Source organism: Enterococcus sp. BWB1-3 (genome assembly GCF_016745275.1).
GTDB lineage: Bacteria > Bacillota > Bacilli > Lactobacillales > Enterococcaceae > Enterococcus_L.
The window spans coordinates 1-23,637 of sequence record NZ_JADOEP010000009.1 but is presented as its reverse complement, the minus strand read 5'-3'; the positions used below and the strand labels follow the sequence as shown (position 1 = coordinate 23,637).

General features: G+C 38.6%; 22 protein-coding genes. 17 read left to right on the top strand and 5 right to left on the bottom strand.

Going from position 1 to position 23,637, the window contains the following annotated elements; all coding sequences use genetic code 11:
• Positions 1-10 precede the first annotated feature (10 nt).
• On the top strand, positions 11-316 hold the full coding sequence (locus IW492_RS08205; RefSeq protein WP_202067134.1) for a PspC domain-containing protein: 306 nt from the start codon (positions 11-13) through the stop codon (positions 314-316).
• On the top strand, positions 316-675 hold the full coding sequence (locus IW492_RS08200) for a phage holin family protein (RefSeq protein WP_202067133.1): 360 nt from the start codon (positions 316-318) through the stop codon (positions 673-675). Before IW492_RS08205 ends, IW492_RS08200 begins: the two co-directional genes overlap by 1 nt.
• A 20-nt stretch (positions 676-695) precedes the next feature.
• Here IW492_RS08200 and IW492_RS08195 read toward each other — a convergent pair whose 3' ends face one another.
• Positions 696-1,673 carry a GIY-YIG nuclease family protein gene (locus IW492_RS08195; RefSeq protein ID WP_202067132.1) on the bottom strand — a complete coding sequence of 326 codons (978 nt, stop codon included), beginning with the start codon at positions 1,671-1,673 and terminating at the stop codon, positions 696-698.
• Positions 1,674-1,839: 166 nt separating this feature from the next.
• Here IW492_RS08195 and hprK point away from each other — a divergent pair, with 166 nt between their 5' ends.
• The 6 genes from hprK to IW492_RS08165 all read left to right on the top strand — a co-directional run bounded on the left by hprK (position 1,840) and on the right by IW492_RS08165 (position 6,857).
• Positions 1,840-2,775, top strand: a complete 936-nt coding sequence (gene hprK / locus IW492_RS08190; RefSeq protein WP_202067131.1) for an HPr(Ser) kinase/phosphatase — start codon at positions 1,840-1,842, stop codon at positions 2,773-2,775.
• A gap of 11 nt (positions 2,776-2,786) precedes the next feature.
• Positions 2,787-3,617 carry a prolipoprotein diacylglyceryl transferase gene (lgt, locus tag IW492_RS08185; RefSeq protein ID WP_202067130.1) on the top strand — a complete coding sequence of 277 codons (831 nt, stop codon included), beginning with the start codon at positions 2,787-2,789 and terminating at the stop codon, positions 3,615-3,617.
• A 58-nt stretch (positions 3,618-3,675) separates the two neighbouring features.
• On the top strand, positions 3,676-4,686 hold the full coding sequence (locus IW492_RS08180) for an NAD(P)H-dependent glycerol-3-phosphate dehydrogenase (RefSeq protein WP_202067129.1): 1,011 nt from the start codon (positions 3,676-3,678) through the stop codon (positions 4,684-4,686).
• A 20-nt stretch (positions 4,687-4,706) separates the two neighbouring features.
• Entirely contained in the window at positions 4,707-5,612 is a 906-nt protein-coding gene (galU, locus tag IW492_RS08175; RefSeq protein ID WP_202067128.1) for a UTP--glucose-1-phosphate uridylyltransferase GalU, read from the top strand.
• Between the two features lie 216 nt (positions 5,613-5,828).
• Entirely contained in the window at positions 5,829-6,248 is a 420-nt protein-coding gene (locus IW492_RS08170; protein ID WP_202067127.1) for a DUF948 domain-containing protein, read from the top strand.
• A gap of 33 nt (positions 6,249-6,281) precedes the next feature.
• Positions 6,282-6,857: a YtxH domain-containing protein gene (locus IW492_RS08165; protein WP_202067126.1), complete on the top strand. Its 576-nt coding sequence runs from the start codon at positions 6,282-6,284 to the stop codon at positions 6,855-6,857.
• 248 nt (positions 6,858-7,105) lie between these two features.
• Here the strand turns inward: IW492_RS08165 and IW492_RS08160 are convergent, their stop codons facing one another.
• The gene (locus IW492_RS08160) at positions 7,106-8,206 is read right to left on the bottom strand and encodes a M24 family metallopeptidase (protein WP_202067125.1); all 1,101 of its coding nucleotides are present in this window, start codon (positions 8,204-8,206) and stop codon (positions 7,106-7,108) included.
• A gap of 209 nt (positions 8,207-8,415) precedes the next feature.
• Between IW492_RS08160 and ccpA the strand changes: the two genes are divergently transcribed.
• On the top strand, positions 8,416-9,417 hold the full coding sequence (gene ccpA / locus IW492_RS08155) for a catabolite control protein A (protein ID WP_202067124.1): 1,002 nt from the start codon (positions 8,416-8,418) through the stop codon (positions 9,415-9,417).
• A 67-nt stretch (positions 9,418-9,484) separates the two neighbouring features.
• Here ccpA and IW492_RS08150 read toward each other — a convergent pair whose 3' ends face one another.
• Positions 9,485-11,983, bottom strand: a complete 2,499-nt coding sequence (locus IW492_RS08150; RefSeq protein ID WP_202067123.1) for a transglycosylase domain-containing protein — start codon at positions 11,981-11,983, stop codon at positions 9,485-9,487.
• A 214-nt stretch (positions 11,984-12,197) separates the two neighbouring features.
• Between IW492_RS08150 and tyrS the strand changes: the two genes are divergently transcribed.
• On the top strand, positions 12,198-13,460 hold the full coding sequence (gene tyrS / locus IW492_RS08145; protein WP_202067122.1) for a tyrosine--tRNA ligase: 1,263 nt from the start codon (positions 12,198-12,200) through the stop codon (positions 13,458-13,460).
• Between the two features lie 454 nt (positions 13,461-13,914).
• On the opposite strand, the gene IW492_RS08140 is transcribed toward tyrS, so the two are convergent.
• Positions 13,915-14,262, bottom strand: coding sequence for an iron chaperone (locus IW492_RS08140; protein ID WP_202067121.1), 348 nt, complete (start codon positions 14,260-14,262; stop codon positions 13,915-13,917).
• A gap of 227 nt (positions 14,263-14,489) precedes the next feature.
• Between IW492_RS08140 and IW492_RS08135 the strand changes: the two genes are divergently transcribed.
• The 7 genes from IW492_RS08135 (at position 14,490) to trxB (ending at position 22,410) form a co-directional block, all read left to right on the top strand.
• Complete coding sequence (locus IW492_RS08135) at positions 14,490-14,942, top strand: DUF1801 domain-containing protein (protein WP_202067120.1); 453 nt, start codon at positions 14,490-14,492, stop codon at positions 14,940-14,942.
• 158 nt (positions 14,943-15,100) lie between these two features.
• Complete coding sequence (locus tag IW492_RS08130) at positions 15,101-15,991, top strand: deoxyribonuclease IV (RefSeq protein ID WP_202067119.1); 891 nt, start codon at positions 15,101-15,103, stop codon at positions 15,989-15,991.
• 643 nt (positions 15,992-16,634) lie between these two features.
• Complete coding sequence (locus IW492_RS08125; protein ID WP_202067205.1) at positions 16,635-16,859, top strand: YneF family protein; 225 nt, start codon at positions 16,635-16,637, stop codon at positions 16,857-16,859.
• Between the two features lie 155 nt (positions 16,860-17,014).
• Entirely contained in the window at positions 17,015-18,766 is a 1,752-nt protein-coding gene (locus tag IW492_RS08120) for an ABC transporter ATP-binding protein (RefSeq protein ID WP_202067118.1), read from the top strand.
• A complete protein-coding gene (locus IW492_RS08115) occupies positions 18,766-20,547 on the top strand; it encodes an ABC transporter ATP-binding protein (protein ID WP_202067117.1) in 1,782 nt (593 codons plus the stop codon). The genes IW492_RS08120 and IW492_RS08115 overlap by 1 nt, the downstream gene beginning before the upstream one ends.
• A gap of 143 nt (positions 20,548-20,690) precedes the next feature.
• Complete coding sequence (locus IW492_RS08110; protein ID WP_202067116.1) at positions 20,691-20,966, top strand: hypothetical protein; 276 nt, start codon at positions 20,691-20,693, stop codon at positions 20,964-20,966.
• 505 nt (positions 20,967-21,471) lie between these two features.
• Positions 21,472-22,410 carry a thioredoxin-disulfide reductase gene (gene trxB, locus IW492_RS08105; RefSeq protein ID WP_202067115.1) on the top strand — a complete coding sequence of 313 codons (939 nt, stop codon included), beginning with the start codon at positions 21,472-21,474 and terminating at the stop codon, positions 22,408-22,410.
• A gap of 870 nt (positions 22,411-23,280) precedes the next feature.
• On the opposite strand, the gene IW492_RS08100 is transcribed toward trxB, so the two are convergent.
• The coding region (locus IW492_RS08100) for a transposase (RefSeq protein ID WP_202067114.1) at positions 23,281-23,637 on the bottom strand (357 nt) is incomplete at its 5' end.

Below are 23,637 nucleotides of genomic sequence, written 5' to 3'. Positions count from 1 at the left end.
TGAGATTAAAATGAGAAAAAGATTGACGAAATCTTCTAATAACGTAGTTTTTACTGGAACTTTAGCCGGTATCGGCGAGTGGCTGGGTATCGATCCGACAATTGTGCGTGTACTATTTGTGATTATCAGTTTCTTTTCAGCAGCTTTCCCTGGAATTTTTGTGTACATCATTTTAGCGATTGTCATTCCTTCTCCACGTAAAGGAAGCAGTAACCCATATAACTACAATAGAAACGTAAGAAATGAAAATCCTTATAAAAGGCATGAAAGAAAACAAGCTGAAAAAATGGATGATGATGACTGGAGTGACTTTTAATGACCTATTTTCAACGTTTGGTCGTTAATACTTTGATATTTGTTTCGCTGGCAGTTGTTTTTCCAAACATGATTCATGTTAGAAGCTTGGGAATAGCTGTAATTGCGGCATTTGTTTTATCCATATTGAATATGTTCGTCAAACCAATTTTGACAATTTTGTCACTGCCATTTACGTTGCTGACATTTGGATTATTTAGTTTTGTTGTAAATGCGGTAATTTTAAAGATGACCTCCTACTTTGTGGGAGAGATGAATTTTGGCTTTTCGAGTTTCGGTGCTGCGCTATTGATGGCAGTCATTATGTCACTCGTAAATGCCGTTGTCAGTGAGCATAATTTAAATAAAGAAAAAGAATAGACGAGGGCCTTAAGGCACGTCTATTCTTTTTCTATAGGAAATAACTGGTATTCCTCAATACGTTTAAGATAAAGGTGGAGGATCGCCACAAAGTCGATCTGTTTTTTGGAATAGGTACTAAGAGAATCTGGATACTCTGTGATGTTTAAAAGCAATGTTTGGGCAGCTTGCTGCATATTTTGACTACTGCTGGTAATTTTTTCTGGAAACACTTTTTCAGTAACAATTAGACCTTGATAAATCAGGTAGCATTTTACTGTATGATCCATTGGGAGCCACAGTGCATGCCATTCTTTTTGATTAATTGGAGATAAGAGAAGCTGTTTGTTTTTATAGAAGAAAGTCCGGATGAATTTTCCATCATCCCGCCAGCGAGCAGCCTGAATGAACTGCATTTGCTCGGAGGCTTCCAGCATTTTTTCTTCGATACGTTTTTCTATATCCTGTGAATCACCGGAAAACGCTTGTAAAAGTTCTTTTAGGACAAGGTATTTTAATGGTTTTGTCTCATCTGATCGATGGAATAAACGTTGCCATGCATCATTGGGGTTTAGCTGATAGAGTTTTTCCAGTATTGCTATTACTTCAGGGATTTTTTGATAGCCTGCATAAGGACCAAAAGAGTACTTTGCCTCGGGATAAGGAGACTTGTGAAGACGAATAGATGTTTCGCCTTCATGAATTTCCAAATAGCTGTATCTTTCAAAAGCATTCATTTGCCGATTATACATGGGGCGATAATGTTGAATTAAACGACATTCAAGCAATAAGGCATCGAGTTCGGTATCAACATGAATGACATCAAAAGAAGACAGCTGAACAAGCATTCGTTTAACTTTGTTGGAATGCTGATTGTTCTTAATAAAATAACTGCTGACACGTTCTTTTAACTTTTTTGCTTTTCCTATATAAATAATTGTTCCAGATTTATCTTTCATTAAATAAACACCGGGAGAAAGAGGCAGTTTCTTTGCTTCCTTTTTGAGTTGCTCGTTCATATATCAATACCTGACCTTATTTTAAAATCAGTTTAAGTATACTGCGGCTGACAAAATAGTCAAGAGCAATCGTTCCTTGAACAATAGGCTAAATTAATATAGGTAGAAAGTTATTGATTGAAATGATAAAATAGATCGAAGAGAAGAAAGGAATGAGTCGTATTTTATGACAGAAACTGTAAAAATTCGTCAATTAGTGGAAAAGCTTTCTTTAGAAATTGTTTTTGGTTCTGAAGAAGCACTGGATAAAATAATTACAACAGGAGATATTTCGCGTCCCGGTTTAGAGTTAACGGGCTACTTTAATTATTATTCTCATGATCGGCTGCAACTTTTTGGAAATAAAGAGATTGCTTTCGCGGAAAGAATGATTCCAGAAGAACGACTGCTTGTGTTACGGCGAATGTGCTCAGAAGATACACCGGGCTTTATCATTTCCAGAGGATTGGACGTTCCTGAAGAGATGATTCAGGCGGCAAAAGAAAAAGATATGGCTGTTCTTCGCTCACCGATTTCTACTTCACGTTTGTTGGGGGAGCTATCCAGCTTTCTTGATGGCGAACTGGCAAGTCGTACAAGTGTTCATGGGGTATTAGTGGATGTCTATGGCTTGGGAGTGCTGATTCAGGGGGATAGTGGAATTGGGAAAAGCGAAACAGCATTAGAGCTGATAAAGCGCGGGCATCGTTTGATTGCAGATGATCGTGTTGATGTTCATCAGCAGGATGAACTGACATTGGTTGGCGAACCGCCAAAAATTTTGCAACATTTGATAGAAATTAGAGGAATTGGTATTATTGATGTAATGAATCTTTTTGGTGCAAGTGCAGTCAGAGGATCTATGCAGGTTCAATTGGTTGTATATCTTGAAGCTTGGGCAAAAGATAAGCAATATGACCGTTTAGGCAGTAATGATGCAGTGATTGAGATTGGCAACGTGGATGTTCCTCAAATACGTATACCAGTGAAGACGGGGCGAAATGTGGCTATTATTATAGAAGTTGCTGCAATGAATTTTCGTGCTAAAACTATGGGGTATGATGCTACGAAGGAATTTGAAAATAGATTGACAAGCTTAATTGAAGAAAATTCGGGGATGTAGGGGGAATTCACATGTTGGCTCAACTCAGTCCGGTGGCTTTCCGTATTCTGGGAGTTGAAATTTACTGGTATGCAATAATTATTGTATCCGGGATTATTCTTGCTGTCTGGCTAAGCAGCAGAGAAGCAGTTCGAGTTGGAATGCAATCAGATGATGTGGTTGATTTCATGATCTGGGGGCTTCCCAGTGCAATCATCGGAGCCAGATTCTATTATGTTATTTTTGAATGGCAGGATTACCTGAAGAATCCAATTGATATCTTTTTAATTAGAAATGGAGGTCTTGCTGTTTATGGCGGATTGATTGGCGGCGGACTTGCATTGTTTTTCTTTGCAAGAAATCGTTTTATATCTACCTGGCTGTTTTTAGATATTGCAGCACCAAGTGTCATTCTGGCGCAGGGAATCGGCAGATGGGGGAATTTTATGAACCATGAGGCCTATGGACCTGATACAACTAGAAGTTTTTTGGAAAGTCTGCATTTACCAAATTTCCTCATAGAGAATATGAATATAGATGGCATTTACCGTCAGCCGACATTTCTCTATGAATCAATTTGGAGTGTTTTGGGCTTTATCGTGCTTATTTTATTACGCAGGAAAAAGAACTTTTTAAAAGAAGGAGAGATATTTCTTCTTTATGTAATTTGGTATTCTTTTGGCCGTTTCTTTATAGAAGGTCTGCGAACAGACAGTTTGTATGTATTTGACTTAATCAGAGTGTCTCAGCTTTTATCGATTATATTATTTGTTGGTGCGATTGTTTTACTTGCCGTTCGCAGAAGAAATGCAAAACTGCCTTTTTATAATCGAGAGCAACAGCTTTCTCAAAAAAGCGAATAGGGAATCAGAGAATAGATTCAGGCAATGAACAGATTCCATTTTAGGAGGAAAATATACGATGAAACAAAAGATAGCTGTTTTAGGCCCCGGTTCATGGGGAACAGCATTAGCACAAGTATTGGCTGAAAATGGTCATGATGTGCGAATATGGGGAAATAATCCAAAACAGATTGATGAAATTAATGAATATCATACAAATAAGCACTATCTGCCGGATTTAGTGATTCCTGAGTCTATTAAAGGAACGAAAACAATGGCCGAATGTATCAAAGACGTTGATGCAGTACTGTTTGTTGTTCCAACTAAGGCAATGCGCGCAGTGGCAAGAGAATTTGCTGCAGCGGCTGAAAACCAGCCTTTGATTATCCATGCAAGTAAAGGCTTGGAGCAAGGAACACATAAGCGGATTTCTGAAGTGCTGATGGAAGAAATACCAGCTGATAAACGCAAAGGAATTGTTGTTCTTTCAGGACCAAGTCATGCTGAAGAAGTAGCCGTTCATGATATTACGACAATTACTGCAGCAAGTGAAATTATAGAAAATGCAGTATATGTACAGAAATTGTTTATGAACAGCTATTTTAGGATTTACACGAATAAGGATGTTATTGGTGTCGAAACTGGTGCTGCTTTAAAAAATATTATTGCATTAGGTGCTGGTGCCATTCATGGTTTAGGCTTTGGAGACAATGCAAAGGCTGCAATTATGACACGAGGGTTAGCAGAAATCAGCCGTTTGGGTGTTGCAATGGGGGCGAATCCAATGACTTTTATTGGTTTAAGCGGTGTTGGAGATCTGATTGTCACTTGTACCAGTATTCATTCCCGGAATTGGCGGGCAGGCAACCTTTTAGGAAAAGGGCATAGTTTGGATGAAATTCTGGAAAATATGGGGATGATTGTCGAAGGAGTTTCCACGACTAAGGCAGCCTATGAATTGGCTGAACAAATGAATATCGATATGCCGATTACTACGGCTATATATCAGGTATTATACGAACAAAAAGAGGTAAAACAGGCAGCAAAAGAAATCATGCTGCGTGATGGAAAAACGGAAAGTGAATTCTAATAAAGGGGGAACTATTGAAAATGAATGTAAAAAAAGCAGTTATTCCAGCAGCTGGATTGGGAACAAGATTCTTGCCGGCAACAAAGGCAATGGCGAAAGAAATGTTGCCGATTGTCGATAAACCGACAATTCAGTTTATTGTAGAAGAAGCTTTGGCTTCAGGAATTGAAGATATTTTGATTGTCACAGGAAAAGCAAAGCGTCCAATTGAAGATCATTTTGATTCGAATGTTGAATTAGAAACAAATTTGAAAGAAAAAAATAAAACAGAATTATTAAAACTGGTTGAAGAAACGACAGATGTGAATCTTCATTTTATTCGCCAGTCGCATCCTAAAGGATTGGGACATGCGGTCTTACAGGCAAAAGCTTTTGTTGGCAATGAACCGTTTGTGGTTATGCTTGGTGATGATATTATGGATGATGAAATTCCATTGACGAAACAACTGATCAATGACTACGAGGAAACACATGCGTCAACACTTGCTGTTATGGAAGTACCTCATAAAGATACTTCTAAATACGGAATTATTAATCCGGAAACAGAAGTATCAAAGGGCTTGTATAATGTAAAAAACTTTGTTGAAAAACCAGCTCCAAAAGAAGCACCAAGTAATTTAGCCATTATTGGACGTTATCTGCTTACACCGGAAATCTTTCAGGTATTGGAAAATCAAAAACCAGGAGCCGGCGGTGAAATTCAATTAACGGATGCTATTGATACCTTAAATAAAACGCAACGTGTCTTTGCCAGAGCATTTACGGGGAAACGTTATGATGTCGGGGATAAATTCGGCTTTATGAAAACAAGTATTGAATACGGTCTGACACATCCTGAGGTAAAAGATAATTTAAGACAGTATTTGCTTGAGCTGGGGCAGGAATTGCTGAAAGAAGAAAAAGCAAGCAACCCTAAAGAAAAATAGTATTGTATGGACAGAAGCCGGAGACAGATAAGATCTCCGCTTCTGTTTTTTTGATAATCATTGAAATAAATTTTTTTGAGGAACTTGTGATATTTTATTATGGAGTGAACAGAAAGAAATTGGTATAATAAATAAGGGAAAAGTCATTTAATGATTTGTAGAAAAGTATAGCAAATGTTATGCTAAGTAAAATGGATGTTTGAAAGGAGTAAAATTATGACAGGTGGAGAAATTGCAGGACTGATAGCTGCTTCAGCATTTGCTGTTTTAGTATTGTTTATCGGGTTTCTACTGGTAAAAATATCAAAAACAGTGGACCAGGTAACAAAAACGGTAGATGAGGCAAATAAAACAATTTCGGTTATCACAAATGATGTGGACATTTTATCAAAGCAAGTGGAGGGACTGCTCGTAAAAAGCAATGATCTTCTAAATGATGTCAATCAGAAGGTAGCGACGATTGATCCTTTGTTTCAAGCCGTTGCTGATCTGAGTGAAAGTGTTTCTGAATTGAATCTTTCAAGCAGAAATCTAATCAGTAAAGTTGGAGCTGTTGGGAAAACAACGGCAAAAGCAGGCGTTGTCAGCAAAGTTGGGGGAGCAGCCTTTCGAGCAATGCGATCAAAAAAGAAGTAAGTAGTAATTAATAATAGATGGAGGAATAGAGATATGGCTAAAAAAGGCGGATTTTTATTGGGTGCAGTAATTGGTGGAACAGCAGCTGCGATTGCGGCGTTACTGCTTGCACCGAAATCTGGAAAAGAGCTGCGCAGGGATTTATCTGAACAGGCAGATGATTTAAAAGAAAAAGCATCTGATTATACAGAATATGCAAAACAAAAAAGCAATGAACTTGGATCAATAGCTAAAGAAAAAGCTGATTCTTTAGGGGATCAGGCGAATGATCTTGCAGGAAATATTAAAGAAAAATCTAAAGATTCTTTTGAAAAGGCTCAAGGAGTTTCTGATTCAGTTTTAGAAACACTAAAGAAACAGACAAATGATTTATCCAGCCGTTTTAAAAAGACTGCGGATGAATTAAATGATGACCTGAGTGAGTTAGAGAGTATTGCAGAAGACACTTCTGATGATATTTATATTGATGTAAAAGACTCTGCAAAGAAAGCAAAAGAGATTGTTTCTGATGGAAAAGATGAAGCAAAAGCCGCAGCTGCTGATATTCCTGAAAAAGCAGAGGAAGCTAAAGAAGATATTAAAGAGGCTGTAGATAAAACAGTGAATTAGGAACTGAATACTAAAAATATTGTATACGAATAAAGCTGGAACACTCTCAGGGAGGAAGTTCCAGCTTTATTTTGAATTCACAGTCAAATACAGAGAGCATAGCGTAATTTAATCACCTGTTTATACTCTTGAGCATGGAAGGTATCAGCAGCTACTTTAATTAAGAAAGAGCTTTCCTTCAATAATTGAAGATGAATTGCTGAAAGTTTAGCCTGAAATGCTGCTTATATGACAAAAGTTCAAAAAGATCATTCGAGAATCTGTAATTCTTTAGGCGTTTTTGTAAAGGGTACGCAGCCGTTCTCAGTCACGTAGACACAATCTTCAATGCGAACACCAACATTATTTGGAATATAAATTCCAGGTTCCAAAGAGAAACACATTCCTTCTTCAATAACTAAATCATTGCCGGTAATTAAAGATGGGTATTCATGGACAGTGGTTCCGATTCCATGCCCCAGTCTGTGGTTGAAATAGGCACCGTAGCCTTGTTCCTCAATGACTAAACGCGCAACAGTATCAAGCTCGCCTGCAGTTATACCCGGTTTCACCGCTTCTGCAGCTGCTAATTGAGCTTTAAGTACAAGTTCATAGATTTCTCTTTGAAAGGCAGTAGGCTCTTTAAAAGAGATTGTACGTGTGACGTCACTGCAATAGCCTTTCCAGACCACGCCTAAATCAAATAGAACAAAGTCGCTATTTTTGACCGTTGTTTTTCCTGGAGTGCCATGCGGGCTGGCAGCATTTTTTCCTGTCAATACAAGCGTGTCGAAGCTCATGGCACGAACGCCTCTCCGCTTTAACTGATACTCAATTTCAGCGATTATTTCCTGTTCTGCTGCTCCTTCTTTTACGGCTTGAAAGCCGATTTCCAATGCAACATCTGCCCAATTTCCTGCTTCCATTAAGAGATTGATTTCTTCCTTCGTTTTAATCAATTGAAGTTTTTCAATAACAGGTACGGCATTTGCTGATAAGTCAGCTTCAGGGAAAAATGCTTTTAGCTGGTCAAAGCAGGCGACAGACAAAAATTCTTTTTCAGTTGCTATTTTCTTTGGAAGCCCAGTTTTCTTTATCAATTGAGCAATCTTTTCCCATGGATTTTCACTATCCAAGTAGCCGTGGACAGGATAAGCCCAGCTGCTGTTTTCTGCGTCCTCAACTTCCAGTGCCGGGGTGAAGAGGAAAGGGGCGTCTTCCAAGGCGATGAATAATGCCAAGATACGTTCATGCGGATCACTTGTATAGCCGGAAAAATAAGCAATATGGTGAGGATCGCTGATATAGGTTAAATCGATCTGTTCGGATGCCATCCAACTTTTTAATTCATTCATTTTGTTCTGATTCATAAAAGACCTTCTCTCTATTGTTTATGTAAAATCGTTTTATTTATCATACCATGAAAGTCTGTTTTTTTCTTTTTGAAATAAAGAAATTAAATTTCATGAAAATGGCATAAAAACGGTTGCAAAATGAAAATAAGTCTGATATTCTAAATAAGAAATGTAAATGAAGTTTTCTGAAAATGAAAACTAATATAAATTTAGGAGAAAAGAACATGGAAAAACAAACGATTACAATTTATGATGTGGCTCGTGAAGCAGATGTATCGATGGCAACCGTTTCCCGCGTAGTGAATGGTAATCCTAACGTTAAGCCGGCAACCAGAAAGAAAGTACTGGAAGTTATTGACCGCTTGGATTATCGTCCAAATGCTGTAGCACGTGGACTGGCTAGTAAAAAAACAACAACAGTAGGGGTTATTATACCGGATGTCAGCAATATCTTTTTCTCTTCTTTAGCTAGAGGGATTGATGATGTAGCGACAATGTATAAATATAATATTATTTTAGCTAATTCTGACGGAAATGATCAGAAGGAAGTGAATGTGTTAAACAATCTGCTTGCAAAACAAGTAGATGGGATTATTTTTATGGGTCATCATATTACAGATGAAATTCGCGGTGAATTTTCACGATCTAAAACACCTGTTGTGTTGGCTGGTTCGATTGATCCGGACGAACAGGTTGGCAGTGTGAACATTGACTATACTTCTGCAATTAAGGATGCTACAGATCTGCTTGCCAAAAATGGCAATAAGGAGATTGCGTTTGTCAGCGGTGCGCTGATTGATCCAATTAATGGTAAAAATAGAATGAGCGGATACAAAGAAGCACTTGCTGAAAATGATTTGACATACAGCGAAGGATTAATTTTTGAATCGGAATACAAGTTTAAAGATGGTATTAATTTGGCAGAGCGTATACGCAACAGTGGTGCAACTGCTGCTGTTGTTACTGACGATGAACTGGCAATTGGATTATTGGATGGAATGCTTGATGCAGGAGTGAAAGTTCCAGAAGAGTTTGAAATTATTACCAGCAACAATTCATTACTGACTGAAGTTGCCCGTCCTAAACTGTCAAGCGTTACACAACCGTTATATGACATTGGTGCGGTAGCGATGCGCTTATTGACAAAGCTGATGAATAAAGAAGAAATTGAAGATAAGACAGTTATTCTGCCTTATGGGCTGGATAAAAAAGGTTCGACAAAATAATTATTTTTTCAAATAAAGAGAGCGCCCAGGAGGTTTAACCTTTCAGGCGCTCTCTTTATATTTTGTTTTAATCAGGAGTGGAACTCTCTGATGGCTCCATTGAAACCGAGGGTTCTTCACTGTTGTCTCCGGCATTGTTCTGATCCTCGTTGTTATTTTCTTCTGAGGATTCTCCGTTGTTCGTGTTATCAGCATTACCATTTCGGGTTCCTTGATTATTGGCAGTATTATTGTTATTACTGCTGGAAGTCTTTGTTGTCAAATATTTGCTCCAGTATGCTTGATAGTTTGCATCTGTTCCACCGTAGCCGAATTTATACTGGCTGTCAGCAGGACCATTTTTAGCAAAGTATGAAACGACTGTTTCGCTTGAAACAGAGTATCTGATATTGTTATAGGTAAAGCCGCCTGCTTTATCACCGGTAAGCTTAGATACACTTGCCTGAATGACATCATCTGTTAACTCGAATCTTGTACCAACATTGAACAGCTCCGGTTTTACGTTGTAGATGGCATTGGTCAGATAAGCCAGATAGGTACTGTTATGAATCCCGCTATCTGGGCTCATAATATCGTTGTTATCGTAGCCGGCCCATGAACTGATAGTAATACTTGGTGTAGAGACTACAAGCCATGCATCTCTGTAATCATTGGTTGTTCCGGTTTTTCCAACCCAGTCAGCCGATGCTAATTGAGGATTGAGACCTGCTATGACATCTTTAAACGGCGTAGTGATTTTTGAGTCAAGTACTGAACGCATTAAATCGTTCATAATAGAAGCAGTTGCAGGAGAGTAGACCTGAACTGGCGCCTCCTGATGCTGATAAATCACATTCCCATCATTGTCTACAATTTTCTCAATCATATATCCTTTTTGATAGGCTCCCTTATTTGCAAGGGCTTGGAAGCCATTTGTTTGTGTATATACAGAGGTTTCGACAGAGCCTAGCGGTGCTGACTCATAGGCCCAACCTTCATCTGCCGGATAATTCATTTTACTTAAGTAGTTGTTATAAGAAAAATTATCATCGCCCATTTGTTCCTTCATCGCATTATTTAAATTGACAACTGGAATATTGTATGACCATTCCAGCGAGGTACGAACAGTGTCAAAAGTGTTGGTTCCTGTATTTGTAGCATTCACAAGCTCGCCGCCTGATTTATATTTTGTTGGATAATTTGCCAGCCGACTTTCTGACCCTATCATCCCCTGATCAATCGCTGGACCATAGACAGAAATTGGTTTAATCGTAGAACCTACCTGACGCTCGGTATCAAAAGCATGATTATTTTGATTTAAGTCGTAGTTTCGTCCCGCAACAAAGCCGATAATTTTTCCTGTCTGATTATCCATTAATACATTGCCGGTTTCTACTGGAGCAGCCGAATACCCATCATCAAGAAGGTAACCAAAGTTTGCGACTGCATCCTGCATGGCGTTATAAACTGTTGGATCAATCGTTGATTCAATCGTATAGCCGCGTGTTTGGATCTGGCGGGCTGCCTGATCTCTGTACTGCTGGAGACCAGCAGCATCAAGCTCATCTTTATTTACGCCTGCTTTTTCAATGTTGATATCCATAATGACTTCCTCAGCCTGGTTCATTACTGTGTAATAAAGGAACCCTTCAGAAGTTGTATTGGCTGCCTCTGTAGGTAGGAAGTCTTGACTTAAATCATAGTTTTTAGCATTTTCATACTCTTCTTGCGAAATTCTTTTTTCCCTATACATACTGAAAAGTACGAAATCCTTTCTTTCCATACCTGCGGATAAATCTTCCTTGAGTTCTCCTGTATTCGAATATGGAGTGTAAACGATTGGACTTTGCGGCAGCCCGGCAATAAATGCTGCCTGCGGCAATGTAAGATCATTTGCACTTTTTCCAAAGAGTCCTTTTGCTGCTTCTTCAACTCCGGCAATATTCTCCCCCTTATTGTTTCGGCCAAATGGAGAAACATTCAAATAGGTTGTGAGAATTTCATCCTTCGAAAAATAATTTTCGATACGATAAGCTAGTAAAATTTCATTTGCTTTTCGTTTGAAGGTTGTTTCGTCAGTTAAAATTTGCTGTTTTACCAATTGTTGAGTCAGAGTGGAGCCGCCTGAAGAGCCGCCAAAACCGACTGAATCAGCCAGTAACGCACGTACAAGTGCTTTGGGAACAACACCGTCATGTTCTTCAAAATACTCATCTTCTGTGGCAATAATCGCACTTTTTAAAGTTGGAGAAATCTGATCACTGTTTACGCGGGTTCGAACTAAATCAGATTTGATTGTTGAAATCATAGAGCCGTCAGCATATGTCATTTTTGAAACTTCGGTAATATCGCTGATTTCTTTTTCCAGCTCTTCTTTTGTCAGGGGGTCAGTTCCTTCAACAAGCGAAGCAAAATAGCCCATACCGACGCCCAATCCCAATGAGCCTCCTAAAATAACAGCTACAATTGAAAAAAGAACGAGGGATTTCAACACTCGAGCAATGACATTTAGAGCTAAAAATATATTTTCTTTACTGAGCCATTCGTGTGGGGGTTGGTTGTTGTGATTCGAATTATTATTGTCCAAAAATTTCACCTCGATATGTTAATTCGAATAATCATATTCCGTGATATTATAGCAAAAAAAAAGGTTAATGAACAGTTGTTCTGTCTTTTATCACAAAAACTTTAATTTCTCGATAAAAATGCTGATGTTTATCTTTTATTTAATCTGTTATTCAGGTAATATGGGAAGGTAGGGGCAAAAAAGCGCCGGTAAATCGAATGTGGAGGGAAATAGAATGAGTGCAGATTTTTTTGATGAACTGAAATTGCGCGGACTTGTTCATCAGACAACTGATGAAGAAGCTTTAAAAAAACAATTGAATGAAGAGTCTGTTAAGCTTTATATTGGGTTTGACCCGACTGCTGACAGTTTACATATCGGACATTTATTACCGATTTTGACATTGCGCCGTTTCCAGCTGAACGGTCATGTTCCAATCGCTCTTGTGGGCGGAGGGACAGGAATGATCGGCGATCCGTCTTTTAAAGATGCAGAGCGCAGTTTAAATACACTTGATACAGTTAAAGGGTGGTCTGACAGCATTAAAAATCAGCTTTCCCGTTTTATTAATTTTGATGATAGCAAAAATCCTGCAATCCTTGCCAATAACTACGACTGGCTTGGTGAGGTTTCGTTGATTGATTTTCTTAGAGATGTTGGAAAAAACTTTACAATTAATTACATGATGAGTAAAGAGAGTGTAAAACGGCGAATAGAAACAGGAATCTCATACACAGAGTTCGCATATCAGCTGCTTCAGGCGTATGACTTTTTGAAATTATATGAAATTCATGGCTGTCTGCTTCAGCTTGGGGGAAGCGATCAGTGGGGGAATATTACTTCCGGAATTGAATTACTGCGTCGTGAAAAAGAAGTACAGGGTTTTGGTTTGACTATGCCGTTGATTACAAAAGCAGATGGCACAAAATTTGGGAAAACAGAAGGAAATGCAGTTTGGCTGGATGCAGATAAGACTTCTCCATACGAGTTTTATCAGTTCTGGATTAATACAGATGATAGAGATGCGGTAAAATTCCTGAAATACTTCACTTTCCTTTCAATTGAAGAAATTGCTGAAATTGAAAAAGAATTTACTGAAGCACCTGAAAAGCGTGCGGCTCAAAAGGCACTTGCGAAGGAAATTACTACACTGGTTCATGGTGAGGAAGCGTATGAACAGGCAGTGAAAATTTCACAGGCGTTGTTTAGCGGGGATATTAAAGGCTTGAACGCAGAAGAAATCATTCAGGGCTTTAGGGATGTTCCTTCTTATGAAGTTCAACAAGAGGATTCAATGAATTTGGTTGAGCTGTTGATTGCAGCAGGAATTGAACCTTCAAAACGTCAGGCAAGAGAAGACGTTCAAAATGGAGCTATTTATATTAATGGTGAAAGAATACAAGATGTGGCTGCGGAATTGACTGACAGTGAAAAAATTGAAGGGCAGTTCACAGTAGTACGCCGTGGAAAGAAAAAATACTTTTTACTGAAATATTAGTCTGTTGACCAACTTAAAAATAAGTTATGCTTTTAAGTCAAGAAACGTGCAGCCTATCCAATAGTATTATATATGAGACTACTGGATAGACGACGAGCATTCGAAGAAAGCTTTTAATACCGGAATGAATATTGCTAACTCATTTGATCGTCGTACGCATACCACTATCTCTTTGTATGATGAACATAAATGTTTGCCCATTTATTTCAATTAGAGTATTGCATACCATCCCACTAAATGTTCCTACACAAGTGAAACTGACAAAACGGAACTAACTCATATTTATTTTTTCGTGAACATTCACCACTAGAGTTCTCAGAAAGACACTAATTTGATTGATTTAAATCGCAAGAAAAGACAAGGTCTCCGGTTATAAAGGAAGATCCTGTCTTTTCTTGATTTTAAAAGAGAAGATCCGTAGTGAAATAGTCTCAAAAATTTTATGCGAATCTATTTACTTCTTTTTTTCCGTATTTTCCTTGATTCTGAACTGAATCATTTTTTTTATAAGAGACCAGGGAAGCTCTTGGGTTGCTGGAAACTGAACCGCTCCTTTAGAAGATTTATATCCAGTGAGATCATCTTTGAAAGCTAGGATTGCAGAGGGAGTTGGATAAAAACCAATATGCTTTTTTGCATTGGCAAAGTGTACAAGATTTCCATTCAAATAAAAAGTGGGCATCCCGTAGGAAAGCCTTTCTTCTGCTTCGGGGACAAGTTGTTTAATAAAATGATAAAGCTCTGTTAATGCTGATTGTCTTTCTTCTGGTTCTTTGCGGATATAGTCTTCAATAATAGTCATAGCTGTCAGCTCCTTCAAGGGGATTAATTAGAGAATAGGGGTTCGCTTACTTTCAGTATAGCTAATTTTTGTAAAAAAGCCAGACAAGGATGTTTCCGCTAGCTTTCTGTTTGGAGTAGTGCTATTCTAAATCAGACTATTTAGTATAATAACATATTAAAATAAATGCTAATTGTGGATACCACTGGTCAGGTGGACACTGTGATTAGAGTCAGGAGAGAAAGCAAATGGATCAATTCGACATATACCTTAAAGAGATGGACCCTAAATGGCAGGATTCATTTAGACGATTATTTGAAATTATTACAGACAGTATACCGGAAGGCTTTGAACTGGTTTGGCAGTATAATCTTCCTACATTTGTTGTTCCTTTATCCGTCTATCCAGAAGGTTACTTGGACAGAAGGGATGAAGGTGTTCCATTTATCAGTCTTGCTGCCCAGAAGAAGCATCTTGCTTTATATCACATGGGCTTGATGGGTAATAAGGGGGTGCTGGACTGGTTTCAGTCAGAATATCGAAAAAGTGTTCCAACAAAATTGAATATGGGGAAAAGCTGTATCCGTTTTACAAATCCTAAAACTATTCCTTATGAGTTGATTGGTGAACTGGTTTCAAAAATGAGTATGGAAGAATGGCTCAGCCAATATATACAATTTGCGGAACAAAGAAAAAAATAAAATTATAGAGTAAGAGCTGCAGGCTGTTCTTGATGGAGAATCTGTTCGCTGGATATGGAAAACAGCAGCAGACAAAAGACTGTTGATTTAGGCAAAAAGATTGTCATTTCAAATTTTTTAACGTACGCTAAAATGGATGAAACTTAAGGAGGAACAAGATGTTAATAGGATCACATGTAAGTATGAGCGGAAAAAAGATGTTGTTGGGTGCTGCAGAAGAAGCTGCAAGTTATAAAGCGACAACTTTTATGATCTATACAGGAGCGCCACAAAATACACGGCGTAAGCCTATTGATGAGTTGAATATTGAAGCGGGTCAGACTTTTATGGCAGAACACGGAATAAGCGACATTGTTGTCCATGCCCCTTATATTATCAATTTGGGGAACACAATTAAACCGGAAAATTTCGGATTTGCAACAGAGTTTCTGCGTCAGGAAGTTCAAAGAGCTGAGGCTCTGGGTGCGAAACAGATTACACTTCATCCTGGGGCTCATGTAGGTGCTGGTGTTGATGCCGGTCTTAAACAGATTATCAAGGGGCTGGACGAAGTCCTTACAAAGGATCAAATTCCTCAAATTGCATTGGAAACAATGGCTGGAAAAGGAACGGAACTTGGCCGGACCTTTGAAGAGCTGGCAACAATTATTGAAGGTGTAAAGCTTAACGACAAGCTTTCAGTGACTTTTGACACATGCCATACAAATGATGCCGGATATAATGTAAAAGAGAATTTTGATGGCGTGTTGGAGGAATTTGATAAAATTATTGGTTTGGATCGTTTGAAAGTCATTCATGTGAATGATTCGAAAAACCCAATGGGTTCTCATAAAGACCGCCATGCAAATATTGGTTTTGGAACTATTGGGTTTGAGGCGTTGGATAGAATTGTTCATCATGAGAAGCTGACTGCTTTACCTAAAATATTGGAAACACCTTATGTAGGAAAAGATAAGAAAACAGCTTATGCTCCTTATGGCAAAGAGATTGAAATGCTTCGGGAAGAGAAATTCAATCCTGCTGTTTTTCCGGAATTGCTAGATGCTTAAAAGAAGAGAAGTGTATATGTTGGTTTGACATCAACTTGAATAGATTTAGATGTGTCTGAAAACTATAGTGCGAATATTTTCTCTATTTCTATGAAAATTATTATTATAAAGCCTCAATTATGCGCTGTATTGCCAGTCCCACTGATGCAGGAACAGCTAGTGGGATGGTATGCAAAGCTCTGATAGAGGTTAAATGGGGTAAAATTTATATCCTTATATGGAAATAATGAGTTTGGGGATAGTCAGGGATGAGAGTGTTATCCTTTTTTTGTAAGAATTTTCAGTCTTACCCAATAAATTAAGGCAACTGGCTGGATACAGTCTGTTGCTTCTTTTGGTTCTCGTGAACTTCTTTGTGGGGTGAGTATTTTCTATCCCTCATTTTATTGAGTTTTCAAAATTTTGATTGAGAAATCAGCTGAAAAACTTTCAAATCAGGTATTTTAGAAATTTCTTTTGGAGAATCTTTTAAAATGCCTTTTCTTTTCCAGCTGTTTCTAGTAAAATGTTTTCTTGAGAGCAATTAAACGAGAAGGATTGCTTCTAAATTTATAACGTCTAAAATTCGAAGCTTATATGAATTAAACTGTTGTTTTTTTAAATGACATTACTCATTAGCTTTTATGATGGAAAGGAGAGATTTATTATGTCAACAGGAGTCGTAGTTTTAATCGCAGTAATCGCTTTAATCGCAGGTGCGACAGGCGGATTTTTCCTTGCCCGTAAAGCAATGCAGGACCATCTTAAAAAGAATCCTCCCGTTAATGAGGAGATGTTACGAATGATGATGGCATCTATGGGACAGAAGCCTTCTGAGAAGAAGATTCGTCAAATGATGCAGCAAATGAAGCACCAAGGGGATAAGTAAATCTTCTAATCTTCATATTTCGAGCACAACGGGCAGATTTTTGTCCGTTTTTTTTTGTCTTTAAGCGGTACAGGAAAGGAGTTCATTAAAATGGAAATAAAGCTGAATGGACAAGTGATAAGTAACAAGATATAAGGGAGTAAGGAGAGGAAAAGATGTCAGTTTTTAGGAAGTTAGGTTGGTTTTTTAAAAAAGAAAAGAAAAGTTATATAATAGGGGTTTTTGCTTTGGTCATGGTAGCGATTGTTCAATTGATACCGCCCAAAGTAATAGGAATTGTTGTGGACGTGATTGCTGAAAAGGATTTTGAGCTCTCTCAGATTCTTTTATGGGTCGGAGTTCTTTTAGCAGCAGCACTGGCTCAATATATTTTCCGCTATATTTGGAGAAAGTATATTTGGGGTGGAGCAGCTCAATTGGAGAGGGAGCTTAGACGGCGGTTATTTCATCACTTTACTAAAATGGACAGCATTTTCTATCAAAATCATCGAACCGGAGATTTGATGGCACATGCTACTAATGATTTGAACGCTATCCAAAATGTTGCAGGAGCTGGTATTTTAACGTTTGCGGACTCCTTTTTTACGGGAGGGAGTACCATTATTGCCATGATTCTGTTTGTCGATTGGCGTCTGACGCTTATTGCCTTGATTCCTCTTCCTCTGCTGGCTGTTATGTCGCGGGTATTGGGCTCAAAACTTCATGATGCTTTTAGGGATTCGCAGGCAGCTTTTTCAACCATTAATGATAAAGCGCAGGAGAGCATTACAGGTATGAAAGTTATTAAAACATTTGGGCAGGAAAAGGAAGATATTCAGGATTTTACAGAAAAAATAGAGGAGGCAATTATTAAAAACAACCGGGTGAATTTTTTAGATGCATTATTTGATCCATTTATTACATTAGTTATCGGTATTTCATATGTTTTGACCATTATTATCGGCGGAAAATTTATTATGAGCAATGTAATTTCAATCGGGCAGCTGGTTTCGTTTATCAGCTATATTGGTATGCTGATTTGGCCGATGTTTGCAATTGGCAGACTCTTTAATGTATTGGAGAGAGGGAATGCAAGCTATGACCGGGTAAATGAGATGCTCCATGAGAAAACACATATTATTGAACGGGAAAATGCTATTCAGGCACCTGCTAAAGGGACATTGGTAATGGATATTCAGTCTTTTGTCTATCCGAAAGAGGAGCTGCCGGTACTTGAAAATATCAGGTTCAAAATTAATGAAGGAGAAACACTGGGGATTGTCGGTAAAACCGGTGCAGGGAAAACAACGATGCTGAAGCTGATAATGAGAGAATACGATGACTATCAGGGGCAGATTACCATGGGCGGCCACAATATCAAGGATTATTCTTTGGATGCCCTTTTAACAGGAGTGGGCTGTGTGCCTCAAGATCAGTTTCTATTTTCAATGTCTGTTCGTGACAATATTCGTTTCGCAACGCCTTCATTAACGCAGGAAAAGGTGGAAGAGGCAGCTCGGCTGGCTTATATAGATGAGGACATAAAAGGATTTTCAAAAGGCTACGATACACTGGTGGGAGAAAGAGGTGTGTCTTTGTCAGGAGGACAGCGACAGCGGATATCCATTGCCAGAGCTGCGATTATTAATCCGGAATTGTTGATTCTGGATGATGCACTTTCTGCAGTAGATGCAAAAACAGAAGAAGCAATTTTGACAAATCTCAAAACTGAACGACAGAATAAAACAACTATTATTGCAGCGCACCGTCTAAGCAGTGTGATGCATGCTCAGGACATTATTGTTCTGGATAAAGGAAAAATTATTGAACGGGGAACACATCAGGAGCTTCTGTTGGCAAACGGCTGGTACAAGAGAATGTGGGATAAACAACAGCTTGAAGCGAAAATAGAAGGAGGGGAAGTATAATGGAAGAACAGCAGTCAGTCTGGACAAAGTCAATTCCTGTTAAAGAGCAGATAACCATTGTCAGGCGCTTATTAAAATATGCGAAGCCCTTTCGTATCACATTTTTATCTGCTATTGGTTTTGCTTTTATTTTGTCCATTATTAACGCACTTTTACCAAGAATCATTCAGATGCTGATGGATAATTACTTAACACCGAAAACAGCAACTGATCAGATTATTTACATGTTTGCAGGAGTCTATTTGTTTGGCATCATTGTAAAAAGTCTGATTTGGTTTTTCCAGTGGTTCTTGTATTCGAAGGCTTCTCTGAAAACGTATCAGTTTATTCGGGTGAAGCTGTTTGAGAAATTGCAGACATTGGGGATGCGCTATTTTGATCAGACTCCGGCAGGATCAATCGTTTCCCGTGTGACAAATGACACGGAAACTTTATTTGAATTTTGGTATGTTTTTTTAATAGTTTTGATAGGCATTTTTGCTGTGCTTTCTTCCTTTGTGGGAATGGTTCAAATTGACCGAAGGAGTGCGCTTTGTATCCTTTTGTTCCTCCCTGTTCTTTTGGCAGTTATTGCTTATTACCAAAAGTTCAGCTCAAGGATTTATCGAAATATGCGGGAAAAACTCAGCCAGTTGAATACGAAACTAAATGAATATATATCAGGAATGCAGATTATTCAACAGTTCAGACAGGAAAAACGTCTCGAAGGGGAATTTGAAACGACAAATGAAGAGTATTTGCAGACAAAACTCTCCATGATACGAATTAACTCGTTGCTGTTAAGTCCGATTATTAACTTGCTTTATGCAATTGCAGTTTCTGCTGCACTGACTTTATTTGGGATAGATGCGCTTGACTCACCAGTTAAAGTAGGGTTGATTTACGCCTTCGTAACCTATGTTCAGGCATTTTTTGAGCCAATGACGCAAATGATGGATTTTTTAAGTATATTTACAGATGGAATAGTTGCAGGCAGTCGTATTTTGAAAATTTTTGATACAGAAGAACTGATACCCCAGCAGAATCCAGATGCATCAGCAGAAATCACCCTTGGAAAAATTGAATTTAGAGATGTCAGCTTTTCTTATGATGGAAAAAACCATGTCTTAAAAAATATTAGTTTTACTGCAAATCCCGGAGAAACCGTTGCTTTAGTCGGACATACCGGTAGTGGTAAAAGCTCGATTATCAATGTCTTAATGCGTTTTTATGAATTTTATGAAGGACAGATTCTGCTTGATGATATTGACATTCGGGACTATCCAATCACTGAGCTTCGAAAAAAAATGGGTCTTGTCCTTCAGGATGCGTTCATGTTTTATGGAGATATTGCAGGGAATATTCGTATGCTGAACGCGAATATCAGTGACAAACAGATTGAAGAGGCGGCTAAATTTGTACAGGCGGATAAGTTTATTGAAACCTTGCCAAACAAATATCATGCGAAAGTCATTGAACGGGGAGCAAGTTATTCCAGTGGACAGAGACAGCTGATTTCATTTGCACGTACAATGGCAACCGATCCGAAAATTCTGGTTTTGGATGAAGCGACAGCTAATATTGATACTGAAACGGAAGGGCTGATTCAGGAAGGCCTAGCTAATATGCGTCAAGGGCGGACTACGATTGCAATTGCTCACAGGCTTTCAACGATCCGTGATGCCGATATGATTTTGGTTCTTGAAAAAGGATCAATTGTAGAACGAGGAAGTCATGAGAGTCTGATTGCTCAAGAAGGACTCTATTCAGATATGTACAAACTGCAAAACAGTGTTGTCTAAAAAATCTCAGATATCAGCAACAGGTGAAACTGGACTGCTGATGTCTGTTTTTACTATAATGGTAAGAGGTTGAGAGAAGTAGGTGATTGCAACTGAAGGTACCTACTTGAGATGTTTTGTTATTGAAGATTTGGCAGATCTGTTTGAATAACACTAAGATTAAGGGGATCGGTGAAACGGCTGACTGGAAACGTCATAAAATATTGAGCGAAGCAGAAAGTACGCTAAAGCAGCTGGTGGACAACAACCTCAGTTCCGCTGTTGTGGGGAGAATCGAAAGCAAGGTCATCACTCATATCACTGTTCTTGAGGAGTCAGTAGATGGACTATCTAACAGTAAGGAAATGGTTTTTGTGTTAAATCCTGTTTATCATGGTCAGGGGATAGTGACAGAAGTGGTTTTAGCTCTTCTGGAGTAGTTGTTTTTAGAAAACATTTCCAGGGTTTATGCTTGTTGTTTTCAAACCAACATACTGTCAAAATGATTGGTAGAGAAGTGCGGCTTTCAATTTGATCAAAATAGAGTATTTTTCTCAGTCTTTTTAACTTAGCCTTTTGCTTCCTATAAATATATGATGACAAAGGAACATCGGCTGGTCGGAAAGCTGCGTGAATAGCAGAAGAATGAATAACAGGAAATAGTGAAAAAATGAAATTTTTAAAGTCATGTAAAATAGAATATGATACTATAATCTAGGAATGCTGTTTAGGCAGAAAATTAGACAATCAGCTGCTTAGGTTGTAAAGTAAACTTACTTGAAAAAAGTAAGTGACTGGAATCTTTCTGAACTTTTCTTATAGGGAATGTTCAGATATTTTCATTCTATCTGTCAGAGTGGAAATATAAATGGTGAAGGCTGTGAAAATAACTGTTTACTAATTAGAATTGGCGGCTTTCTACAATAGAGAAAAGAGGGAATTGAAATGTATGATGTAATTATTATTGGGGCCGGACCTGCGGGGATGACTGCGGCTTTGTATGCTTCACGTTCGAATTTGAATGTACTGATGATTGAACGGGGAGTTCCCGGCGGTCAGATGAACAATACAGCGGAAATTGAAAATTATCCTGGATTTGATTCAATTATGGGTCCAGATTTATCAATGAAAATGTACGAAAACGTAGAAAAATTTGGAACTAAAAATGTTTATGGAACTGTACTTGATATTAGAGATCATGGCTCCTACAAAGAAATTATCTGTGAAGATACAATCTACCAAGGAAAGTCTGTGATTATTGCAACTGGCTGTGTCCATCGAAAACTGGGCGTACCAGGTGAAGAAGAGTATGCCGGTCGAGGGGTTTCCTATTGCGCAGTTTGTGATGGTGCTTTTTTCCGTAATAAAGAATTAATGGTTATTGGGGGAGGCGATTCAGCAGTTGAGGAAGCGATCTATCTGACTCAGTTTGCTTCCAAGGTAACTGTGGTTCATAGAAGAGATGAACTGCGTGCTCAAAAAATTATTCAGGATCGTGCATTTGCTAATGAAAAAGTTTTCTTTGAATGGGATACTGTTCTTGAAGAAATTGTCGGCAATGACATGGCTGTTACCGGTGTTCAACTGAAAAATGTAAAATCCGGTGAAGTGAAAGAAGTTGCGGCAAACGGTGTATTTATTTACGTTGGTTTGGATCCGTTGACTGAACCATTCAGAACAAGCGGGATTACCAATGAAGAAGGCTGGATTATCACGAATCAGGAAATGGAAACGGAAATTTCAGGAGTTTATGCGATTGGTGATGTACGTGAAAAAACATTGAGACAGATTACTACAGCTGTAGGTGAAGGCGGTATCGCCGGTCAACAGGTTTACAACTACCTTGAATCACTGAAAGAAGCTGAAACAGCAGTTAGCGAATAACGGTTGATTTTTGCTGAAATTCCTGAAAAATTCAGATACCTTTGGAACTTTTCAGACAGGTCCCAACTATATAAATACTATTTCCAGTTGAAAGTTGATTTGAGAAAGCATTGATAATACGGCGTAAATTTGTTAATACAAAAATTGAAAAGGGAATTAGGGAGAAGGTTGTGACAGAAGTGTTCTGCCTCAAGAACCAGGTAGGTATCATGCATCATCTACTCTGACAGGTCAATCGTAGTGATTTATGACACCAAGTCGGAATATCCGAAAATTGTCAAGGAACACTATTCATAAAATGACTAGCTGTGAATGGATACCTCCCTGGAGGTCTTCATATTTTCAGGCTAGTTCGCCTTATTTCTGAGATGTTGCCTGCGATTACTCGGCACAGTTTAGGACCGACAAGTGCTAGTTCTGCTTTGCCGCTTCTGCTCATATTTGTACTTTAGCAGAATGGTATGCGTAGCGTAGAAGAACTGCTGTCTCTGCGAGTCTAACGATTCTCTAGACAAAACATTACCGCTGTATCTGTTTTTCTGTGTCTAAGGTTCTCACTACACTACACTTCGTTTCGATCTCATCAATTTCTAAACGGCAAAGCCATTAAGAATTGAAGGACTTCGTTCCGATCCTCGAAGCATGTATGAACTTGCTCCTACGCTTCTTCGAATGCTCGTCGCATGTCTGGGGGCATGTATGGACTTGCTTCTACGCTTCTTCGAATACTCGAATCATACAAAGATTGGAACACCATTTATTCGGCTTTAGGGGACTGTGACATACTTATGTCGGCTCTTTGTCAAATCGGACTGATAGTATCACCAATGAACATCGGAAGAAGGAATCGAACTCCTTCTCCGGTGTTTTTTATTTGTATTGAATAAGGCCGTTGAGTAAGAAAATTCGGGTACGCATATTTGAAAAATCTCGGAAACCATAAGCAACTCTTTTTAGCGTTTTAATATGCGTGTGCAAGTTCTCTAAGCGACCATTGGAATAGGGTTTGGTCAAAGCAAGACGAATGCCATTTTCGTACTTGAAGAAAGCTTTTCTTACCGATCGTAGCTCTTCGGGTAGCTTCGTTGGCATCGTGCGAAGCAGGCGGAAGAAGTGATTCCCATCTTTCTCATGATAAGATGCCAATAGTTCTTGATAATACAAGTAGGCAGCCTTCAATTCAGAAGAAATCTTCAATAAACGATCGACCACTTCCGTTTCTGTCAG